Genomic DNA, 18,027 nt, shown 5'->3' with positions numbered 1-18,027 from the left:
ATGTTTAACAACAAAAGTCAGCACAGTTAACCTGATAATTGGCTGAACAGTTTTAACTTCCTATTATCTCTTACGTTCGGTTGTAAAAAAGCGACTCAATTGAGTCGCTTGGAATTTTGCCGGTGGGTGGTTTATTTGATGATGCCACGTGCACGCAACAGAGCCGTTTTGAAATCGTCTTCCTGGTCTTTTTTCAAACCTGGGATCATTTCATCTTTACTGCTGTTACGCATTTTCAAATGGTAGATCAGAACATCGTCGGTGAGGTCTTCCAGTTTGCCCTCATAACCGGCTTCTTCAGACAGCTTGATAATGAACTGTAGCAGATTCATGTCTTGGTCTTTTTGCCACTCTGGCTCTAACAGCTCAAGTAGCTCTTCGATACGATGACACTTCATTTCTTTCTCCACAAATTTTATAGGTATTTTGTTTAAGGTATCAAATTGTAGAGAGGATACAAATAGGCGTGAGAGGAAAAGAAAAAGCGCAGCTGATGCCGCGCTTTTTATTAAGCTGCTTTGATAACTTTGGACGGAGCTTTCGACGTTACCGCTTTTTTCTCAACCAATGTTTTAGCAGGCGCAACTTGGTGTGCCTTTGGTGCAGCAGCAAAGCCACTGCGGCGACGCATTGCACTACTATTGGTGTGTGCGAACCTGACTGTTGTTGGGCGCATTTAGTTACCTAACTGTCAGGCATATCCATTGCCGTTCTAATGCCCTGAAGCACTACGAGCTAGTCTCAAACTGCTTAAAGCTTCGCTCTTTTGGCTCGCGCCAATCCAGTTAGTGAGTCAGGAATAACGATATGCATGCATATCAAATAATAGGTTAGCACTCTTGTTATAATTGGTCGATACTTGAGCAATTGAATTCTTTCGATTTTGTCATTTTAAACCGAAAATGAGTGCAAAAATTTGTTTTGATCCCCTGATCAGCAGTAGTAGTATGAGATCTCTACAAAGGAGGTGCATATGTCATTTTTAAAGAAGACACTTGCGAGTTTTGGTATCGGCAGTGCTAAGGTAGATTCGATCCTCAATCAGGATGTGATATACCCCGGTCAGAGTGTGGATGTGTCTATCCATGTTTATGGTGGAGCGACAGAACAAAAGATCGATAACATCGATATGAAGCTCTGTTGTCGCTACATTGCTGAGGCACCTGATGACCGAGGCTCTCGAGAAGGGCATAACATGCGTCGAGTGCCACAGACTCATGTCTTGGCTGAATGGAGCCTCCCTTACTCGTTCACCATTCATTCCGCAGAAGAGCGTACCTTTGATGTGAAGCTCGATGTTCCCTGGAATACCCCAGTCACGATTGGCGATGCGAAAGTATGGCTTGAAACAGGGTTGGACGTTGCCGCCTCACTTGATCCAACCGATAAAGACACGCTCACCATTCGACCTGATCCGCTTATGGACGCCATTTTGTCGGCATTTGAAGCGCAAGGATTACGTATTCGCCAAGTGGAGTGTGAAGAAGTGAATGGTTTCGATCTGCCATTTGTTCAGGAATTTGAAATGGTGCCAACTGATGGGCCGTACCATGGTGTATGGCGTGAGTTGGAATTTGTTGCCCATCGCAGCGAGGACGAGTTGAAACTATGGTTTGAAGTCGACCGCACGCGCAGCGGTGCTGGAGGGATGCTGGCAAGCTTGCTCGGAAGCGGTAAGCTCAACCGAGAACTGACGATTCCAGTGACGACCAGCCCTGAAGATGTGGGAGAGATGGTGCTAAATTATCTCGACCAAACTACGGCCGCTCACGACTCTGAATTTTAGCTTACACGTGTACGCCTAATGTGCCATACTAGAGTGAAATCACACGCTCTAGTATAGGTGCTTCGATGTCATCATCACAGAAACCTGAATACAGTCAGAGTGAAGAATTTGCCAATTCTCTCACCCATGGCCTCGGGATGGTTCTAGGTATTGTAGGGCTGATTCTGCTGCTAGTAAGAGCATTGGATCAGCAAGCTGATACCCTGACCATAACCAGCATGGCGATCTACGGCTCAAGTATTATTGTGCTGTTTCTCGCATCAACACTCTACCATGCTATTCCGCACCCGAAAGCTAAACGCTGGCTGAAAACGTTTGACCATTGCGCTATCTACTTATTGATAGCGGGTAGCTACACGCCGTTTTTATTGGTGAGCTTACGTACGCCTCTCGCGATTGGTTTGATGATCGTGATTTGGAGTATTGCCTTGCTTGGCATCATCATGAAGGTCGCGTTCATTCATCGCTTTAAGCATCTGTCACTGACGAGCTATCTGGTGATGGGCTGGTTATCGCTGATTGTTATCTATGAGTTGGCGATCAACCTAGATATCGGAGGTCTGACGCTGCTAGCCGCAGGTGGCTTGATCTATTCTCTTGGTGTTATTTTCTACGTGGCTAAACGTATTCCATTTAATCATGCGATTTGGCACGGCTTTGTTCTGGCGGGGTGCGTGTGCCACTTCTTCGCTATCTACTATTTTGTCGAGCCGATCTAAGCTTGGCTAAATCAGCTCGACAACGTAGGCGTATTAGCGCGTTTGTACTTCGACCACTTTTGCCGAAAACTGGTATTGCTGCGATTGCGGCACTGCCAGTTTGATGGTTTTACCTTGCTCAGCTTGTTGTGGGCGAAGATAGGTATCTGCCATACGCTTGATTGACTGCCAAACAGTGACCTTTTCTTTCGCCAATGCCTCTCCAGACATATCGAACACCTGAACTTCGACTTCAATCTGAATTACTGACTGCGAGCTTTGATTAGTGATCGAAGTAGGAAAAACCAGTTCGCCGCCTTCGTAACTTGCAGAGCCAATCAATATATCCACACCTGAATCTGATAGCTGCATGGTTGGTTTTTTTGCATTGACGGTAACCGTCGTGCCCACGGTTTTCGAGACGACAGGAATGGTCGCTATTACTGGAACAGCAACTGATTCAGTCGCTGCGGTGACCGCTTTGGTTGCTGAAGCAGCAGTAGCTTTAGGTGCCGAGTTCTCAACCACATATTCCCAAGTAAAATCATCATTTAACTTTACGTTTCTTCCATCAGCTAACGTTACTACCTCGGCAGCATAGACCGATGATGTGGCCAGCAGAGTAGCCAAAGTAATCCAAGTTTTCATTGTTGTACCTTTTATTTCATTGCCGTTAACGACGCCAGAAGGCTGGAAAGAACAATACAAGAATAGTCAGAATTTCCAGACGGCCCATTAACATGCCAAAACTTAATAGCCATTTGGCGGAGTCTGGTAATGGAGCAAAGTTACCTGTTGGGCCAATCACAGAGCCCATCCCCGGGCCTACGTTGGCGACTGCCGTAATTGAGCCAGATATGCTGGTTATTGGGTCTAAACCGAGTGCACTCAGACAACCAGCGATAAAGATGATGGTGATAAAGAACATCAAAACAAATGCAACTACAGAGCGCACAATGTCGTCATTCACAGGGCGTTGGTTATAACGCTGGACGAACACACCGGAAGGGTGAACCAGTTTCAGCATCTGCTTGTTCAGCAGGGTCATGGCAACCTGAAAACGGAATATTTTGATCCCACCAGATGTTGAACCTGAGCAAGCACCTGCAATCATCAAGAAGGCGAATAGTGTGGTTGGTAATGCTCCCCATGCTGTGAAGTCTTCCAGGCCAAATCCGGTGGTCGTCACGACGGACACGATGTTAAACATTGAGACACGCAGTGCATCGACCATGGTGTAACCATCACGAATCACCAGCCAACTGGCAATCACTAGGCTTGAGAAGAGGAACAGGTAAGCAAAACCACGAACTTGGGCGTCTTTGAGTAATATATCAATGCGACGTTTTCTCAGTGCCGCCACGAATAGCAAGAAAGGCAATCCGCCCAAGAACATAAAGGTTGTTGCTACCCAGTGCGCTCCATTTGAGAAGTGATTCATTGAGCCATCAGAGGTCGAGTAGCCACCTGTCGACAGGGTGGTGAAAGCATGGTTTATTGCTTCAAATACCGTCATACCTGTCAGTATGTAACCGCCGATACACATTCCGGTTAAGATCAGATAAACCAGCACGATGTTTTTCGCCACGGTCTTGGCTCTTGGGCTACTTTTATCAGACCAGTCAGAAGATTCCGTTTGGAACAGCTTCATACCACCGACGTTAAGCATAGGTAAAACGGCTACCGCCATCACGATAAAGCCCACACCACCAAGCCACTGCAGAATTGAACGCCACAATAAGATACTCGGTGCCATATCATCCAAGCCGCTTAAAACGGTTGAACCCGTGGTGGTGATCCCCGACATAGTTTCGAAATAGGCATCGGTAAAACTGATGTGGTTAATGAAAACAAACGGTAACGCTGCGAAAGCACTGGCGATGGTCCAGACTAAGCTGGTAATGAGGAACATGTCGCGCACACTGAGTTTGAATTTAGCCGTTCGGCCGATACTCAGGCAGATAAACGCAGCCAGGTGCGTAATCAAGACGGCTTGGGCGAAGTCGAGAAACCCGCCCGTACCAGTGAAGAAAGCGACCAAAGTAGGCACGTACATGAAAAGGGCCAGTTTGGATAAAACCAGCCCGATAACAAACAGTACGGGACGTAAGTTGACCATAAGAGAGTCCTAGAGGAAAAATGGGCTCGGCTGGAACAGAGCTTCGACGTCTGGTACGTATTTTTTGTCGACCAGGAACATCACAACATGGTCATCTTGTTCGATGATAGTGCGGTCGTGAGCGATAAGTACTTCTTCGCCACGAACAATGGCACCGATGGTGGTTCCTGGTGGAAGTTTAATATCCCCAATGGCGCGACCGACAACTTTCGATGTGGTTTCATCACCGTGGGCAACGGCTTCGATCGCTTCCGCTGCACCGCGGCGTAGCGAAGATACGTTAACAATATCGGCACGGCGAACGTGGGTCAGCAATGCGGAAATGGTCGCTTGCTGAGGCGAAATAGCCACATCAATCACACCACCTTGTACAAGATCGACATAGGCACCACGCTGAATCAGTACCATTACCTTTTTGGCACCCATGCGTTTTGCCAGCATCGCGGACATGATGTTGGTTTCATCTTCGTTCGTCAGCGCAATGAACACGTCGACCTGGTCGATGTTTTCTTCGGTCAGCAACTCTTGATCTGCTGCATCACCACAGAAGACGATGGTGTTACCGAGCTGCTCAGACAGCTGTTCAGCGCGTTGGTAGTTACGCTCGATTAATTTCACGCTGTAGGTCTGCTCTAAGCGTTTGGCTAAGCTTGCGCCGATGTTACCACCACCAACAATCATGATACGGCGGTAAGGCTTCTCAAGGCGCTGTAGTTCACTCATTACGGAGCGAATATGATTACTTGCCGCGACAAAGAACACTTCATCATCAGCTTCAATGATAGTCGTGCCTTGCGGACGAATCGGACGACCTTGACGGAAGATTGCTGCTACACGGGTATCGATATGAGGCATGTGCTCTCGTAGCGCCGAGAGTGCGTTACCGACCAATGGGCCGCCATAGTAGGCTTTTACAGCAACCAGACTGACTTTCTGCTCAGCGAAGCTGACTACCTGTAGTGCGCCAGGATATTGGATCAGACGTTCGATATAGCTGGTTACCAGCTCTTCTGGTGCAATCAGGTGGTCGACGGGGATCGCACCAGACTTAAATAGGGCTTCTTTTTCTGCCAGATACTCTGGCGAACGGATACGTGCAACACGGTTAGGTGTGTTAAACAGAGTGAAGGCTACCTGACATGCTGCCATATTGGTTTCGTCAGTGTTGGTGACTGCAACCAGCATGTCGGCATCTTGCGCGCCAGCTTCGTGGAGTACATCCGGATGGCTTGCGTGACCATTGACCACGCGCAGGTCATATTTGTCCTGTAGTTCACGCAGTCGGTCAGAATTGTTATCGACGATGGTGATGTCGTTGTTCTCACCAACCAGGTTTTCTGCCAGTGTGCCGCCAACCTGACCAGCACCAAGAATAATGATCTTCATACTCTTTTCTCGTTATCTGAAAAAGGCGATTGAATGACTCCAATCGCCCTATTTAGCCTGCTGTTACGCGTGTGTTTTCGTCAGCACAGCGTAGTAGAATCCATCCATGTCTTCTTCACCTGGTAGAATTTGACGACCAGGGTGCTCAGGGTCAGAATCCAGCAATTTCGCATCAGCGGTGCGAGCTAAGAATGCTTTCACTTGCTCTACGTTTTCTTGTGGAGTGATTGAACAAGTTGCATAAACCATTGTGCCGCCTGGTTTTAGTTGTGTCCACATCGCATCGAAAATTTCGCTTTGCAGCTCTGCTAATGCCGCAATGTCGTCGGCTCGGCGCAACCATTTGATATCAGGGTGACGACGAATCACGCCCGTCGCAGAACACGGCGCATCCAGCAAGATGCGGTCAAATTGCTCACCTTGCCACCATTCTTGAGGATTACGTGCATCGCCGCAAACCACTTTTGCCTGAAGATTGAGACGCTTCAGGTTTTCATGTACGCGTTTCAGGCGAGTGTCGTCACAGTCAATCGCGACCACTTCACTACCGGATGTACGCTCAAGAATATGTGCGGTTTTGCCACCTGGTGCTGCGCAGCAATCCAGAATCAACTCACCATCTTTTGGCTCTAGGTAGTTAATTGAAAGTTGAGCGGCAGCATCTTGTACCGATACCCAGCCTTTCTCAAACCCAGGTAACTTGGTCACATCGCATGGCGCAGCCAATTTTAGCGCGTCCATTGCCTTTGTGTGCGGCGTGGCCTCAATGTTTTCATTTTTGAGTAGTGCCAGATATTCATCACGAGTGTGGTGCTGGTGGTTTACTCGCAGCCACATTGGCGCTTTCTGATTGTTGGCTTCGACAATGCTTTCCCACTGCTCTGGGTAAGCGTCTTGCAGCAGCTTAAGTAGCCAACTTGGGTGGCCATATTTACCAGCGTTGTGGCTAACAGCGATCTGGTCAAGCTCTTCCTGGTTGCGTTGGTAATTACGCAATACCGCATTAATCAGACCACGCAGGCGAGGGCCTTTTAAATCTTTAGTGCCTTCAACGGTTTCACCAACGGCTGCATGCGCAGGAATACGCATAAAGCTCAGCTGATAAATACCAACCAGGATTAAGTGATGGAAAACACGCTGTTTACCTTTCAGAGGCTTATCCATTAGCTGGCTTGAAATGGTTTCAAGGCGAGGTAAGTAGCGAAGTGCTCCGTAACAGATCTCTTGCAAAAGCGCGTGATCACGAGGTCGGATGGTTTGTTGAGCCGCTGGTAGAGCGCTAGAAAGAGAATGGCCCTTGTCGACGACAAGATACAGGACGTTGGCAGCCGCAGCGCGAACATTCATGATGAGTACCTTAAAGTAAAGGAGGGCATCTCTGCCCTCTAAAAGTTCGTATTATTAGGGGAATAACTCACCCTAGTATGGCTTAAATCAGCTGGGTGCCAACTTCAAACCAAGATGCACGCGAATTCAGAATGTCTTGAACTGGCATGGCTTTTTTACCCGGAACCTGTAGTTGCTCCAGAACTAATACGCCATTGCCTGTCGCTACATAGATACCTGTTTTGTCTGCTTGCACAATCGTGCCTGCTGGCTTATCGCTGGTTTGCTCAGCCACTCGGCTTTGCCAAACCTTGATGCTGTTCTCAGCCGCTTCAAAATGGCTCATTGGCCATGGGTTGAATGCACGAACGCAACGCTCGATGTGTGCTGCGTCTTCGCTCCAGTTGATGCGAGCTTCTTCTTTGCTGAGCTTTTTCGCGTAGTTTGCGAGCTCATCATCTTGCTTAACTGGCACTGCTTTATCCGCAGCGATATCTGCCAGACAATCAATCAGCGCTTGCGGGCCAAGGTCGGCAAGCTTTTCGTACATAGATGCGCTGGTATCCGTCGCTTCGATTGGCAGGGTCGCGATTTTCAGCATATCACCCGTATCCAGGCCAATATCCATCTGCATGATGGTTACGCCTGTTTCTGCATCACCTGCCCAAATAGAACGTTGGATTGGTGCCGCACCACGCCAGCGAGGCAGGATAGAACCGTGTACGTTAATACAACCGAGCTTAGGCGTGTCTAATACTGCTTGTGGTAGCAGAAGGCCATAAGCAACAACAACCATGATATCGGCGTTCAGATCAGCCAGCGCTTGTTTCGCTTCATCTGATTTGAAGTTTTCTGGTTGATAAACAGGGATGTCGTGTTCTAGTGCAATGTTTTTAACCGGGCTTGCAGTAAGCTTTTTACCGCGACCCGCAGGGCGGTCTGGTTGAGTATACACTGCAATTACTTCGTGCTCCGAAGACAACAACGCCGCCAAGTGACGGGCGGCGAAATCCGGAGTACCTGCAAAGACAATACGTAAAGACTGACTCAAGGTAGACTTCCTTCTAAATTGGTATGGGTCGCGATTAAGCGTTTAGCTGCTTTTCGTTGTAGCGTTTGATCTTCGCCAGCTTTTCCTGAATGCGTTTACGCTTCAGAGGCGATAGATAATCAACAAACAATTTACCTTGTAGGTGATCGAGTTCGTGTTGAACACAAATCGCTAGCAGGTCGTCAGCGTCAAAGGTAAATTCTTTGCCGTCGCGATCCAATGCTTTAACGGTAACCTCAGCCGCGCGAGGCACAAGGGCGCGAGCACCCGGTACCGATAGACAGCCTTCTTCGATGCCATCTTCGCCGCGCTTTTCCAGAATCTCAGGGTTGATAAGCACCATTGGCTCATCACGAGTTTCTGAAATATCAATCACTACGATACGCTTATGAATATCAACCTGCGTTGCAGCAAGGCCAATACCTTCTTCGTCGTACATGGTTTCAATCATATCATCGACGATTTTTTGAATTTCAGGTGTCACCTCTTCCACAGGCTTAGCTACTGTGCGTAGGCGATCATCTGGAAATGTTAATACTTGTAATACAGACATATTCACTCGAAATATTGAACTGTGCCGAAACAGCACAAACCTTGTTGGCTCAATTCTAGACATTTTATGACCTAAATGACAGCATCCTTGCATTAATTTCCATACCAACTACTGCTTAATAGACCAAGGATGAGGGGCATGAATCGCATTTTTCGCAATGTTTCCAGCATTATGTTGCCGTTACTATTCTCCTTCACTGCAGCAGCAAATGCTGACTCTAAACCGCTCGCAGTCAAAGCGGATGCCCCACAAACCTATGTGGTAGTGAAAGGCGATACCCTGTGGGACATTTCGGCGATGTACCTGGACAGTCCGTGGTTGTGGCCCCGCTTGTGGCAAATTAACCCAGAGATAGATAATCCACATTTGATTTATCCCGGCGATAAGTTGTCACTGGTATGGATTAACGGTCAGCCAGTCCTGAGCTTAAAGCCCGTTAAAAAACTGAGTCCACAGGCTCGTATTACCGAAAAGAAGGCTGTGCCGACGGTTGCGGAAGGTCTGGTGATGCCTTATCTCAGTTCTGACCGACTGGTGGATAAAGAGACGCTCGACAATGCAGTCAAAGTGATGGGCAGTTCCAAAGGCAGTCGGTATTTGACCGCAGAAGATGTGTTGTACATCAGCGGTGAGCAGACCGCGACGGAATGGGCGATTTACCGTCCGGTCGAGACTTTCTCTCGTGAAGACGTTTCAAAGGAAATCACCGCATTGCGCTTGATCGCAAAAGGGGAGTTGGTGGATGCATCTGAAGCGTTTTCTGGATTAAAAATCACCGCTCAGTTACAAGAAATTCTCCGTAATGACATCGCCTTACCAAATCAAATGGTAGAGAGTGGCGAGTTTTCCACGACGTTCTATCCCCTTCCTTCGCCGCAGGGTAGCACTGCGAAGCTCCTGGGAAATATCGAAGGTATTCGCTTCAGTTCAACCAATCAGGTTGTTGTGATTGATAAAGGAACGGCGGATAAGCTGAAACAAGGCAGTGTTTTTGACCTCAAAGAAGACGCTCATCCGGTTGCTAAAGATGGCAATGGCTTCCAAAAAGAGGTGGGGTTGTTCGATAAACCAATCATTCTGCCCCAAAGTAAGGTAGGTGAGCTGCTGGTAATCCGTCCTTATGAATACTTCAGCTTGGCTTTGATCACTAACAGTACTAAACCAATTAGTAATGAGGTAACGGTGGTTTCGCCTCTCGCTGAAGTGCCTGTCACAGATGAAACCACTCAATGAGAATGACCTTGTTGCCTGGCTAAAGCTAAGTTGCTTGCCAGGCATAGGTGGGGTCAAGCTGAATAAGTTACTCGCTAAAGATACACCTCGAAACATCATCAACTCCTCTCATGAATACCTGCAGCGCCTTGGATTAAGTCAGAAGCAACTTCAGGCTTGGACGTCAGCCGATAAAGAAGTTGAAGCTTGCCTCAATTGGAAAGAGCTCGCTTCGAGTCACCATATTCTGACTTTAGATGACCCGCTTTACCCTCCGCTACTTAAACAGATTGTTGCACCGCCGCCACTATTGTTTTTGCAAGGCGATCCTACGTGTTTATCTCAGCCTCAGATTGCTATGGTGGGAAGCCGTAACGCGAGTGTTGACGGATTGCATTATGCTCGTCATTTTGCTGCAGACTTCGTTAGTAATGATCTTATTGTAACCAGTGGATTAGCTTTGGGCATTGATGGCCATGCGCATGACGGAGCGTTGCAAGCGGGAGGAAAGACGATCGCGGTTCTTGGTTCTGGCTTAGCTCATATTTACCCTGCCCGGCACCGTGGGTTGGCGCAGCGCGTCGCAGAGAGCGGTGCACTGATTTCAGAATTTCGCCCCAATGCGAAACCAAGGCCGGAACACTTTCCACGTCGCAACCGAATTATTAGTGGGTTATCTCTGGGGGTGTTTGTTGTCGAAGCGGCAGAGAAAAGCGGTTCTTTAATTACGGCCCGTTATGCGCTTGAGCAAGGACGAGAAGTGTTTGCTCTGCCTGCTTCTATTAATGCGAAAAATGCCAGTGGCGGAAATCATTTGATTCGCAATGGTGCTTGCCTCGTAGAAAAGACAAAAGATGTACTCGATGAAATACAGTCATTGCTTGATTGGTCTGTTAATCAGAGCAGAGATTTATTTTCTACCTTAATTGATGAAGAAGAATTGCCATTTCCTCAGCTGTTAGCTAACGTAGGACATGAGGCTACACCAGTTGATATTCTTGCAAGCAGGACCAATATACCTGTCCAGGAAGTCATGATGCAGCTCTTAGAGCTTGAGCTCTCAGGGCACGTTGTTGCAGTTTCAGGTGGCTATATTCGAAAGGGGAGGGGCTAGCTATGATGATGGATATACTGATGTATCTATTCGAAACCTACATCCATAGCGATGCAGAGTTACAGGTCGAACAAGACGAGTTGGAAGATGAGTTGCTTCGTGCAGGCTTCCAGCAAAAAGATATCTACAAGGCCCTTGTCTGGTTAGAAGAGCTTGCCGCGCTGCAGCAAAGTGATACATCTTCTGCTATATCGGCTTGTATCGCATCGTCATCGACTCGTATCTACACTGCGAAAGAGATGCAGCGTTTGGATCTGGAATGCCGAGGCTTTTTGTTATTCCTCGAGCAAATTAATGTCCTAACAACAGAAACTCGTGAAATGGTGATTGATCGGGTGATGGGACTGGAAACAAACGAATTTGAGCTTGAAGACCTCAAATGGATCATTCTGATGGTGCTGTTTAATGTACCCGGCAATGAGAACGCTTATACGCTGATGGAAGAGCTGTTGTACACCAAAGAACAAGGGATCCTTCATTAAGCCTAATCCCAACAAGTTCGTGTTCCGTTGAATGTGAACACGGGCTTGTGTATTTGGTGTCTTTCAATTAAACGGTAAGTATGAGTAGTAAAATCGACAACAGCCTTTTCTCTGCCCATGAACATGCGCTCGAACATGAGCCGTGTCCTAAGTGTGGGTCAGACTTGACGCTCAAGCACGGTAAGCACGGTCCATTCCTTGGCTGTAGCCAGTACCCAGGTTGTGATTACATCAAAGCACTACACAGTAACGATGGTCACATCGTCAAAGAATTGGGCGTACCTTGCCCTGACTGTGGCAATGAGTTGGTGTTGCGCCAGGGTCGTTATGGCATGTTTGTCGGGTGCAGCAGTTACCCAGCTTGTCATCATATTGAGTCTATTAACCAGCCAGAGCCGGAAAAGCAGTCACAAGAACAGCATGCTTGTCCTGAATGTGGTAAAGGTCATTTAGTTGAGCGTAAGACCCGCTTCGGCAAAACATTTTATGCGTGTGATAACTACCCGAAATGTAAGTTTGCCGTGAATCTGCCACCGGTCAAAGGCCGTTGCGAAGCGTGCGGCTTTACTTTATTGGTTGAAAAGAAGCTCGCCAGCGGGGTGAAGTTACAGTGCGCTAACCGCAAGTGTCAGCATACGCAAGCTAAGTAAACGAAACTACCAATTAAAAAGGGTCGCATGATGCGACCCTTTGTTGTTTTTAGCTGGATTCTAAGCTTGAGACTGCTTGGCAAAATCATGCACGGCAGGGAAAGCCTCTGCATCCAGTACTTTGCCTAACGCACATAGTCTGCGATGAAGTTCGCCAGGATAGTCTCCACACACATTAATGTGGCCCATCTTGCGTCCTGCACGTTTTTCTTTGCCATACCAATGAATATGGCAACCATCCATCGCTAATACGGCTTCTGGCAAAGTGTCTTCACCGAGAATATTAACCATCGACGTTTCGCGAACCAGTTTCGTGCTGCCTAGTGGCAAACCACAAACCGCGCGCAAATGGTTTTCAAACTGACAGGTTTCTGCACCTTGCTGTGTCCAGTGACCTGAGTTATGAACGCGTGGCGCGATCTCATTCACCAGTAAAGTGCCATCAACATCGAAAAACTCTAGGGCTAATACGCCAACATAACCCAGACTTTCTGCAACCGCAGTAAACATCTGCTTGGCTTGGGATTGAAGTTCTGGTTCATCAATGGCGGTAGAAAGGCTCAGTACACCATTAGTGTGCACGTTCTCTGCCAGTGGATAAACTTCAATGCTGCCATCTTTACCGCGAGCACCAACTAAAGATACTTCACAGTTAAATGGAACAAACTCTTCAGCCACTATAGCTTGGGTTGGTGTTGCTGCGATGCACTCGGCCATTTCCGTCCAGATAGCGTCTACCTGAGAAGCTTCTTTCAAGCGCCATTGGCCTTTACCATCGTAACCGCCTAATGCACTTTTCAGTACCATTGGCATACCCACGTGTTCAATCGCGCGGTCAAAATCTTCACGTGTTTCAATCACGTAGTATTTCGCATTACGCACGCCAGCGTTGTCGAGTAGAGCTTTTTCAAGACGACGGTCACCGCCTGCCTTGATCGCTTCTGTGCTCGGAAGGAACTTTCCACTCTCTTCACAGATGTCGAGTACATCGTGAGGGATATGTTCGAATTCCGCGGTGATAACATCGACTTGCTCAATGGCATTTTCCAGACCATGACCAAGCACATGTTGAGTAAGAGGGTGAACGATATTGCCGCTACCCACATCGTAAGCAGAGATTTGGATATTCAGTGGTGCACCAGCCAGAGACATCATACGAGCCAACTGACCAGCTCCTAGAACCAGTACGTGCATCCGATTAGTCCTCAGCTGGGTTTGGGTTAGCCAGCACAGTTTCCGTCTGTTCGTTGCGGAATGCTTCTACCTTCGCCATGATACTTTCATCATGCGTACCCAGAATTTGTGCTGCGAGGATACCTGCGTTTGCTGCACCTGCTTCGCCAATCGCTAACGTGCCGACCGCAATACCTTTAGGCATTTGTACGATAGACAGCAGAGAGTCCATTCCTTTCAGAGCACGTGACTGAACTGGAACGCCAAGTACTGGCAAGCTTGTGAATGCCGCCGCCATACCTGGTAGGTGAGCTGCGCCGCCCGCACCTGCGATGATTACTTTGATGCCGCGCTCTTTCGCACTGCTTGCGTAATCAGCCAATAGTTGAGGAGTACGGTGAGCTGACACCACTTTTGTTTCGTAAGACACGCCAAATTGATCCAGCATGTCCGCTGCTAGTTTCATGGTTGGCCAATCTGATTTAGAACCCATGATGATACCGACTTTCATCTCAAACTCCTTCAAGCTGCAAAATTAGGTGAGCTGATAAATTTGTGCGCATTATACGGGGATTTTTATCTCAAGCAAACGTTTGCGCGCCTTTGTAAATGCTATTGATACATTTTATAAAAAATTGCTTTAGTCTCTGAGAATGAATCTTTGTACACTTAGGTATAGAGAAAATAATACAGTCAGATAATCAGGAAGTAATCGGTGGATAACTTTGAACAGGTGCTCAATGCACTACAGCAAGGCGAAGTGATTGCCTACCCAACAGAAGGTGTTTTTGGCGTCGGGTGTGATCCTGATAATCCAGAGGCAATCCAAAAGCTGCTGGAACTAAAACAGCGCCCGGTAGAAAAGGGGCTCATCCTTATTGCTGCCAGCTATGATCAGCTATTACCTTACATTGACGAGTCTCAGCTGACGCAAGCGCAGTTAGATAAAGTTCATGCTACCTGGCCTGGTCCTTACACTTGGATCATGCCTGCGAGCGATAAAGTCTCTAATTGGGTTTCAGGGCAGTTTGATTCGATTGCAGTTCGTGTGACCGATCATCCTTTGGTGCAAAAAATGTGTAATGCATTCGGAAAGCCGTTAACCTCTACCAGCGCGAATCTTTCAGGCTTGCCGCCGTGTATGACGACGGAAGAAGTTGAGCTGCAACTGGGTGATAAGCTGGTGGCGATTCTTCGTGGTGAAACCAGCGGTCGTGATAAGCCAAGTGAAATTCGTGACGCCAAAACCTCGCAAATATTAAGACAGGGCTAACCCTGCCTACCAGCCTTCAAATAGGTACCAGATAATAGGTAATAACGTATGTCAGCAATCGATAAGCATGCCGTAAAGCAGTTCCTGATGTCGCTTCAGGATTCCATTTGTCAGCAGTTAGAAAAAGAAGATGGAAAGGCCGTCTTTGTCGAAGATGCGTGGCATCGTGAACCGGGAGAGCGTCTTGGTGGTGGTGGCCGTTCACGTGTTCTGCGTGATGGCGACGTGTTTGAGCAAGGTGGAGTGAACTTCTCTCATGTAGAAGGCAAAGAAATGCCAGCGTCAGCAACAGCGCATCGTCCTGAATTAGCGGGGCGCCGTTTTGAAGCGATGGGAGTGTCTTTGGTTATCCACCCTAAAAACCCGTATGTGCCGACTTCACATGCCAATGTGCGCTTCTTTATCGCAGAAAAAGACGGAGAAGATCCGATTTGGTGGTTCGGTGGTGGCTTTGACTTAACGCCGTTCTATCCTTTCGAAGAAGACTGCCAGTCATGGCACGATACCGCGAAGGCAATCTGTGCCCCGTTCGGTGATGAAGTCTATTCGGATCACAAAGCTTGGTGCGATAAGTATTTCTTCCTTCCACATCGAAACGAAACTCGTGGTGTCGGTGGTTTGTTCTTTGATGATTTGAACCATTGGGAGTTCGACAAATGTTTCGATTACATCAAAGCGGTGGGTGAAGGCTTCTGTCAGGCTTATCTGCCTATCGTTGCGCGACGTAAAGATATTGAGTTTGGCGAGCGAGAGCGAGAGTTTCAGTTGTATCGTCGTGGCCGTTATGTTGAGTTTAACTTGGTGTATGACCGTGGCACTTTGTTTGGTTTGCAAAGCGGTGGACGTACGGAGTCGATTCTTATGTCCATGCCGCCACTAGCACGCTGGGAATACAGTTATCAGCCTGAAGCTGGGACACCTGAAGCCGAGCTTTACGAGCGATACCTAAAACCACGTGACTGGTAAGCGCTGAATCTCCTTTTCTATATAGAAAGATAGTGATAGGGTCATCTTTAATCAGATGGCCCTGTTTTTCTCTATATTAAGGTAAGGAATAAAGGTAAGGAAATGACTCAGCAAGTTGATCGCTATGCGGTGTTTGGTAATCCCATCGGGCACAGCAAGTCGCCATTTATTCACACACTCTTTGCTCGCCAAACGAATCAATCGCTGACTTACACAGCCGAATGTGCCCCTGTCGACGGGTTTATTGAAGCCGTGAACGTGTTTTTTGCTGAAGGTGGTAAAGGATGTAATGTCACTTTGCCTTTTAAAGAACAGGCGTATCAGTTTGCCACTCGTTTGACCGAGCGTGCCCAACTTGCCGGAGCAGTCAATACACTCAAAAAGCTTGATGATGGTGAAATCATCGGTGACAACACCGACGGTGCTGGTCTGGTGCAAGACCTACTGCAGCACCAAGTCGTTTTAGAAGGCGCTCGTATCCTAATCATCGGAGCTGGTGGCGCTTCTAGAGGAGTAATTCTGCCGTTACTTGAGCAAAGGCCTGCTTCATTGACGGTCACCAACCGTACATTTTCTAAAGCTAAAGAATTGGCAGCGCTGTTTTCAGATTACGGGCCTGTGGCAGCGAAAGAGATGAATAGTATTACTCAAGAATACGACGTCATTATTAACTCAACGTCAGCTTCGCTGAGTGGAGAACTTCCTGAAATATCGTCAGCTATCTTTGCTCCCAACAGCACAAGCTATGACATGATGTATGGCGGTGGTGATACCAAGTTTAACCAATGGGCTAAAGAACATGGTGCAGCTCAAGCTTATGACGGTTTAGGAATGTTGGTCGGTCAAGCGTCTGAAAGCTTTATGCTCTGGCGTGGTTTGCGTCCTGGTGCTAAACAGATTTTACGTGAGCTTAGAAAGAATCTTGAAGGTCAATAATCGATGAATCAATCCATTTTATTCCCAGACATCCAGTCCTGGGATGAATCATCACAATCAATCCACTTTCCTGCGCAGCAATCGGGCGCACTGATTGAATGCTACGTCACGAAACAAGAACTCTCAAAAATGAGTGGCTTGGATATTGAAGATGAGCAAAAAGCTGTAGAAGCATTTTTAGCCTTACGCTTTGATCTGGAAGAAATGGCCGAAGAGCTCATAGAAGATGAAGCCTTCAATGAAGAAGGCCACATTGTAATTGATTAACTAGGTTATCGGATGACTAACCAATGATTTCGACTTCATTAATGTAGTCGTTCTTATTCTGGACGTAGTTATCTGAAGATTTTTGTAAAAAAGCGCGCTCTTTTTCTGACAGTGGGCGTGCTTGTTTTACCGGGCTACCAACATAGAGGTAACCACTTTCTAATACTTTGCCAGGCGGAACTAAACTGCCAGCGCCAATCATCACTTCAGATTGTATAACTGCACCATCAAGAACGATTGCTCCCATACCTACTAATACGCGATCGTGAATCTCACAACCATGCAGCATGACTTTGTGACCGACAGTGACATCATTACCAATAATTAATGGATAGCCGTTTGGGTTTTCCTGATTCTTGTGTGTCACGTGTAATACACTGCCATCTTGGATATTTGTTCGTTCGCCGATGTGGATATGATTAACGTCACCACGCGCAGCAACCAACGGCCAAACGCTAGAATCGTCCCCAATAACGATGTCTCCGACTAAAACAGATGTTGAATCGACGTAAACTCGCTCACCAAGCTGAGGCTTTATACCTTTATAACTTCTTATTGAACTCATCTTTTCTCCTTATTATGGGCGATTAAAGGGTATATAGGGGTAGAAGAGTAGTAAAAACTCGCCTTTTAGAATAAAAAACACCCAAACGACAAATAAATCAAAAAAAACCTCAAAAAGGGCTTGCCAATGTGATCGCAATCTCTATAATGCCACCTCGCTGACACGGCAACGCTTCGAAAGAAACGAGCCAGGGTTAGCAAGCCAAATTAGCCAAGCGGAAACGCTTGAAAAAAGTTTGAAAAAAGTGATTGACACTAAACTTTAACTCGCTAAAATGGCCGTCCGATTTGAGCGAAGCTCAATAGGAAAGCTCTTTAACAATATAGACCTATCAATCTGTGTGGGCACTCGTTGATGATAATCCAATTAGAAACTTCGGTTTCAAATTAGGTTTCAATGATACGAAGTGACCATTGAATCTTCGGATTCAGCACAGTCAATTCAAACATTACTTTATGTAATGTTCAGTA

At 47.2% G+C, this 18,027-nt stretch carries 21 protein-coding genes; 10 read left to right on the top strand and 11 right to left on the bottom strand.

Annotation, left to right across the window (positions count from 1 at the left end; translation table 11 throughout):
- Positions 1 to 131 precede the first annotated feature (131 nt).
- On the bottom strand, positions 132 to 398 hold the full coding sequence (locus tag DBX26_RS15300) for a YihD family protein (RefSeq protein ID WP_065303042.1): 267 nt from the start codon (positions 396 to 398) through the stop codon (positions 132 to 134).
- Positions 399 to 508: 110 nt separating this feature from the next.
- Positions 509 to 676: a hypothetical protein gene (locus DBX26_RS15295; RefSeq protein ID WP_014233394.1), complete on the bottom strand. Its 168-nt coding sequence runs from the start codon at positions 674 to 676 to the stop codon at positions 509 to 511.
- 297 nt (positions 677 to 973) lie between these two features.
- Between DBX26_RS15295 and DBX26_RS15290 the strand changes: the two genes are divergently transcribed.
- Positions 974 to 1,786 (top strand): sporulation protein, encoded by an 813-nt coding sequence (locus DBX26_RS15290; protein ID WP_065297569.1) that lies wholly within the window; start codon positions 974 to 976, stop codon positions 1,784 to 1,786.
- 65 nt (positions 1,787 to 1,851) lie between these two features.
- The gene (locus DBX26_RS15285; RefSeq protein WP_065297568.1) at positions 1,852 to 2,505 is read left to right on the top strand and encodes a hemolysin III family protein; all 654 of its coding nucleotides are present in this window, start codon (positions 1,852 to 1,854) and stop codon (positions 2,503 to 2,505) included.
- 33 nt (positions 2,506 to 2,538) lie between these two features.
- Here the strand turns inward: DBX26_RS15285 and DBX26_RS15280 are convergent, their stop codons facing one another.
- From DBX26_RS15280 to def, 6 genes are all read right to left on the bottom strand, one after another.
- The gene (locus DBX26_RS15280; RefSeq protein WP_118119671.1) at positions 2,539 to 3,132 is read right to left on the bottom strand and encodes a DUF3157 family protein; all 594 of its coding nucleotides are present in this window, start codon (positions 3,130 to 3,132) and stop codon (positions 2,539 to 2,541) included.
- A gap of 25 nt (positions 3,133 to 3,157) precedes the next feature.
- Positions 3,158 to 4,603 carry a TrkH family potassium uptake protein gene (locus tag DBX26_RS15275; protein WP_014233390.1) on the bottom strand — a complete coding sequence of 482 codons (1,446 nt, stop codon included), beginning with the start codon at positions 4,601 to 4,603 and terminating at the stop codon, positions 3,158 to 3,160.
- Between the two features lie 9 nt (positions 4,604 to 4,612).
- Positions 4,613 to 5,989, bottom strand: coding sequence for a Trk system potassium transporter TrkA (trkA, locus tag DBX26_RS15270; protein WP_014233389.1), 1,377 nt, complete (start codon positions 5,987 to 5,989; stop codon positions 4,613 to 4,615).
- A gap of 63 nt (positions 5,990 to 6,052) precedes the next feature.
- Positions 6,053 to 7,336: a 16S rRNA (cytosine(967)-C(5))-methyltransferase RsmB gene (rsmB, locus tag DBX26_RS15265; RefSeq protein ID WP_118119669.1), complete on the bottom strand. Its 1,284-nt coding sequence runs from the start codon at positions 7,334 to 7,336 to the stop codon at positions 6,053 to 6,055.
- Positions 7,337 to 7,418: 82 nt separating this feature from the next.
- Complete coding sequence (gene fmt, locus DBX26_RS15260; RefSeq protein WP_118119667.1) at positions 7,419 to 8,366, bottom strand: methionyl-tRNA formyltransferase; 948 nt, start codon at positions 8,364 to 8,366, stop codon at positions 7,419 to 7,421.
- A gap of 34 nt (positions 8,367 to 8,400) precedes the next feature.
- Positions 8,401 to 8,919 carry a peptide deformylase gene (gene def, locus DBX26_RS15255; protein WP_014233386.1) on the bottom strand — a complete coding sequence of 173 codons (519 nt, stop codon included), beginning with the start codon at positions 8,917 to 8,919 and terminating at the stop codon, positions 8,401 to 8,403.
- Between the two features lie 138 nt (positions 8,920 to 9,057).
- Here def and DBX26_RS15250 point away from each other — a divergent pair, with 138 nt between their 5' ends.
- The 4 genes from DBX26_RS15250 (at position 9,058) to DBX26_RS15235 (ending at position 12,377) form a co-directional block, all read left to right on the top strand.
- The gene (locus tag DBX26_RS15250) at positions 9,058 to 10,152 is read left to right on the top strand and encodes a LysM peptidoglycan-binding domain-containing protein (RefSeq protein WP_118119666.1); all 1,095 of its coding nucleotides are present in this window, start codon (positions 9,058 to 9,060) and stop codon (positions 10,150 to 10,152) included.
- On the top strand, positions 10,136 to 11,245 hold the full coding sequence (gene dprA / locus DBX26_RS15245) for a DNA-processing protein DprA (protein WP_118119664.1): 1,110 nt from the start codon (positions 10,136 to 10,138) through the stop codon (positions 11,243 to 11,245). Before DBX26_RS15250 ends, dprA begins: the two co-directional genes overlap by 17 nt.
- 2 nt (positions 11,246 to 11,247) lie before the next feature.
- On the top strand, positions 11,248 to 11,727 hold the full coding sequence (locus DBX26_RS15240) for a DUF494 family protein (RefSeq protein ID WP_031779194.1): 480 nt from the start codon (positions 11,248 to 11,250) through the stop codon (positions 11,725 to 11,727).
- 80 nt (positions 11,728 to 11,807) lie between these two features.
- Positions 11,808 to 12,377 (top strand): type I DNA topoisomerase, encoded by a 570-nt coding sequence (locus tag DBX26_RS15235; protein ID WP_065297560.1) that lies wholly within the window; start codon positions 11,808 to 11,810, stop codon positions 12,375 to 12,377.
- A gap of 60 nt (positions 12,378 to 12,437) precedes the next feature.
- Here the strand turns inward: DBX26_RS15235 and DBX26_RS15230 are convergent, their stop codons facing one another.
- Positions 12,438 to 13,571, bottom strand: coding sequence for a 5-(carboxyamino)imidazole ribonucleotide synthase (locus DBX26_RS15230; RefSeq protein WP_118119662.1), 1,134 nt, complete (start codon positions 13,569 to 13,571; stop codon positions 12,438 to 12,440).
- 4 nt (positions 13,572 to 13,575) lie between these two features.
- Entirely contained in the window at positions 13,576 to 14,061 is a 486-nt protein-coding gene (purE, locus tag DBX26_RS15225) for a 5-(carboxyamino)imidazole ribonucleotide mutase (RefSeq protein WP_005394016.1), read from the bottom strand.
- Between the two features lie 204 nt (positions 14,062 to 14,265).
- Between purE and DBX26_RS15220 the strand changes: the two genes are divergently transcribed.
- The 4 genes from DBX26_RS15220 (at position 14,266) to DBX26_RS15205 (ending at position 16,992) form a co-directional block, all read left to right on the top strand.
- Positions 14,266 to 14,823, top strand: coding sequence for an L-threonylcarbamoyladenylate synthase (locus DBX26_RS15220; RefSeq protein WP_065303036.1), 558 nt, complete (start codon positions 14,266 to 14,268; stop codon positions 14,821 to 14,823).
- Between the two features lie 48 nt (positions 14,824 to 14,871).
- Entirely contained in the window at positions 14,872 to 15,789 is a 918-nt protein-coding gene (gene hemF, locus DBX26_RS15215) for an oxygen-dependent coproporphyrinogen oxidase (protein WP_118119660.1), read from the top strand.
- A gap of 102 nt (positions 15,790 to 15,891) precedes the next feature.
- Entirely contained in the window at positions 15,892 to 16,725 is an 834-nt protein-coding gene (gene aroE, locus DBX26_RS15210; protein WP_020333538.1) for a shikimate dehydrogenase, read from the top strand.
- 3 nt (positions 16,726 to 16,728) lie between these two features.
- Positions 16,729 to 16,992 (top strand): DUF1488 domain-containing protein, encoded by a 264-nt coding sequence (locus tag DBX26_RS15205; protein WP_118119658.1) that lies wholly within the window; start codon positions 16,729 to 16,731, stop codon positions 16,990 to 16,992.
- A gap of 16 nt (positions 16,993 to 17,008) precedes the next feature.
- Here the strand turns inward: DBX26_RS15205 and DBX26_RS15200 are convergent, their stop codons facing one another.
- Entirely contained in the window at positions 17,009 to 17,557 is a 549-nt protein-coding gene (locus tag DBX26_RS15200; protein ID WP_014233376.1) for a gamma carbonic anhydrase family protein, read from the bottom strand.
- Positions 17,558 to 18,027: the final 470 nt, after the last annotated feature.

Origin of the sequence: Vibrio sp. dhg, assembly GCF_003443775.1 — a bacterium.
In the GTDB taxonomy this organism is placed as follows: Bacteria; Pseudomonadota; Gammaproteobacteria; order Enterobacterales; family Vibrionaceae; genus Vibrio; species Vibrio natriegens.
This window is presented reverse-complemented; position numbering and strand designations above follow the sequence as displayed.

Coding starts and splice junctions, on each gene's coding strand:
- DBX26_RS15300 (WP_065303042.1), bottom strand. CDS start 398: ATGAAGTGTCATCGTATCGAAGAGCTACTTGAGCTGTTAGAGCCAGAG.
- DBX26_RS15240 (WP_031779194.1), top strand. CDS start 11,248: ATGATGATGGATATACTGATGTATCTATTCGAAACCTACATCCATAGC.
- DBX26_RS15285 (WP_065297568.1), top strand. CDS start 1,852: ATGTCATCATCACAGAAACCTGAATACAGTCAGAGTGAAGAATTTGCC.
- DBX26_RS15250 (WP_118119666.1), top strand. CDS start 9,058: ATGAATCGCATTTTTCGCAATGTTTCCAGCATTATGTTGCCGTTACTA.
- DBX26_RS15235 (WP_065297560.1), top strand. CDS start 11,808: ATGAGTAGTAAAATCGACAACAGCCTTTTCTCTGCCCATGAACATGCG.
- DBX26_RS15205 (WP_118119658.1), top strand. CDS start 16,729: ATGAATCAATCCATTTTATTCCCAGACATCCAGTCCTGGGATGAATCA.
- DBX26_RS15230 (WP_118119662.1), bottom strand. CDS start 13,571: ATGCACGTACTGGTTCTAGGAGCTGGTCAGTTGGCTCGTATGATGTCT.
- DBX26_RS15275 (WP_014233390.1), bottom strand. CDS start 4,603: ATGGTCAACTTACGTCCCGTACTGTTTGTTATCGGGCTGGTTTTATCC.
- aroE (WP_020333538.1), top strand. CDS start 15,892: ATGACTCAGCAAGTTGATCGCTATGCGGTGTTTGGTAATCCCATCGGG.
- rsmB (WP_118119669.1), bottom strand. CDS start 7,336: ATGAATGTTCGCGCTGCGGCTGCCAACGTCCTGTATCTTGTCGTCGAC.
- hemF (WP_118119660.1), top strand. CDS start 14,872: ATGTCAGCAATCGATAAGCATGCCGTAAAGCAGTTCCTGATGTCGCTT.
- DBX26_RS15290 (WP_065297569.1), top strand. CDS start 974: ATGTCATTTTTAAAGAAGACACTTGCGAGTTTTGGTATCGGCAGTGCT.
- DBX26_RS15280 (WP_118119671.1), bottom strand. CDS start 3,132: ATGAAAACTTGGATTACTTTGGCTACTCTGCTGGCCACATCATCGGTC.
- dprA (WP_118119664.1), top strand. CDS start 10,136: ATGAAACCACTCAATGAGAATGACCTTGTTGCCTGGCTAAAGCTAAGT.
- trkA (WP_014233389.1), bottom strand. CDS start 5,989: ATGAAGATCATTATTCTTGGTGCTGGTCAGGTTGGCGGCACACTGGCA.
- def (WP_014233386.1), bottom strand. CDS start 8,919: ATGTCTGTATTACAAGTATTAACATTTCCAGATGATCGCCTACGCACA.
- DBX26_RS15200 (WP_014233376.1), bottom strand. CDS start 17,557: ATGAGTTCAATAAGAAGTTATAAAGGTATAAAGCCTCAGCTTGGTGAG.
- DBX26_RS15295 (WP_014233394.1), bottom strand. CDS start 676: ATGCGCCCAACAACAGTCAGGTTCGCACACACCAATAGTAGTGCAATG.
- purE (WP_005394016.1), bottom strand. CDS start 14,061: ATGAAAGTCGGTATCATCATGGGTTCTAAATCAGATTGGCCAACCATG.